The sequence below is a fragment of the Neisseria sp. P0021.S007 genome, assembly GCF_051956855.1.
Window position 1 is genome coordinate 1 of the sequence record NZ_JBQCXA010000186.1, and the last position, 982, is coordinate 982.

The 982-nt window shown below is 56.5% G+C and carries 2 protein-coding genes and 1 pseudogene; all 3 read right to left on the minus strand.

Annotation, left to right across the window (positions count from 1 at the left end; translation table 11 throughout):
- Window positions 1-545 (minus strand): phosphoenolpyruvate-utilizing N-terminal domain-containing protein (locus ACTHUR_RS12085; protein WP_440398731.1); only part of this gene is annotated, 545 nt, incomplete at its 3' end.
- Window positions 545-814 (minus strand): HPr family phosphocarrier protein, encoded by a 270-nt coding sequence (locus tag ACTHUR_RS12090; RefSeq protein ID WP_003747940.1) that lies wholly within the window; start codon window positions 812-814, stop codon window positions 545-547. The genes ACTHUR_RS12085 and ACTHUR_RS12090, both read right to left, overlap by 1 nt.
- Window positions 815-858: 44 nt before the next feature.
- Window positions 859-982 (minus strand): annotated as a pseudogene (locus ACTHUR_RS12095) (PTS sugar transporter subunit IIA); the annotation flags it as partial.

Genomic DNA, 982 nt, shown 5'->3' on the forward strand with positions numbered 1-982 from the left:
GTAATGTGCTGCTCTTTGAACAATACGGTATCGGCAGGCGAGAGGTCGTGCGCGATGAGGACGGTGTCGTCAAACAGGTTGCCGGCGAGGTTGATTTCGTTGCTTTGGCCGACAAGGTTGTTGTGGATGCGGCGGACGACTTGGAGCATGTCCTGTTTGCGTTCGCGCAGGTAGTCGTCGTCGATGCTGTCGAACTGGGCGGCGAGTTTGTCGCTTTGTTGTTTCAATGCCCATTCGGCGTTGATTTTCTGCTCGCGCAAAATGTCGATGGGTTCGCGCGAGAGGGTGACGTCGGTCAGCAGCATGAGGTGCAGGGAAATGAACGCGCCCAATTCGGTCGGGGCGTTTTCGGGAATCGCGCTGCGCAGTTGTTCCAATTCTTTGCGCGTGGCTTTGATGGCGTTGTCGAAACGGGCGACTTCGGCATCGAGTTTGTCGGGGGCGATGTCGTATTGGGGAACTTCCGCCGCGCCGCGCGTGATGAGGTGGGCGTGGCCGATGGCGATGCCTTTGCCTGCGGCCACACCGTGTAGGACGATGCTCATTATTCGCCCTCGCCGAAGTAGTCGTTGATGAGGTCGGTCAACGCCTGCATGGCGGCGGCTTCGTCTGCGCCGTCTGTTTCCAGCTCAATCACGGTGCCTTTGGCGGCGGCCAGCATCATCAGGCCCATGATGCTTTTGCCGTTGACACGGTTGCCGTTTTTGGTAACCCAGACTTCGCTTTGGAATTGGGAGGCGGTTTGGGTGAATTTGCTGGAGGCGCGCGCGTGCAGGCCGAGTTTGTTGATGATTTCGATTTCTTGTTTGAGCATGGATGTCCCCTAAATGTTCGTAAAGTGAATGTTTTCAGACGGCCTTAGCCGTTTTCTTTGCACACCAGGTCTTCGGGTGCGGATGTAATGGCGAAAATGCCCCGGATGGCGGCTTCTTTGACGGTTTCGGTGAAGTCGGAGAGGTTTTCGGCTTGTGATGAGTATTGG

Excerpts from the sequence above, each read along its gene's own strand:
- ACTHUR_RS12090 (WP_003747940.1), bottom strand. The coding sequence starts at position 814 with ATGCTCAAACAAGAAATCGAAATCATCAACAAACTCGGCCTGCACGCG.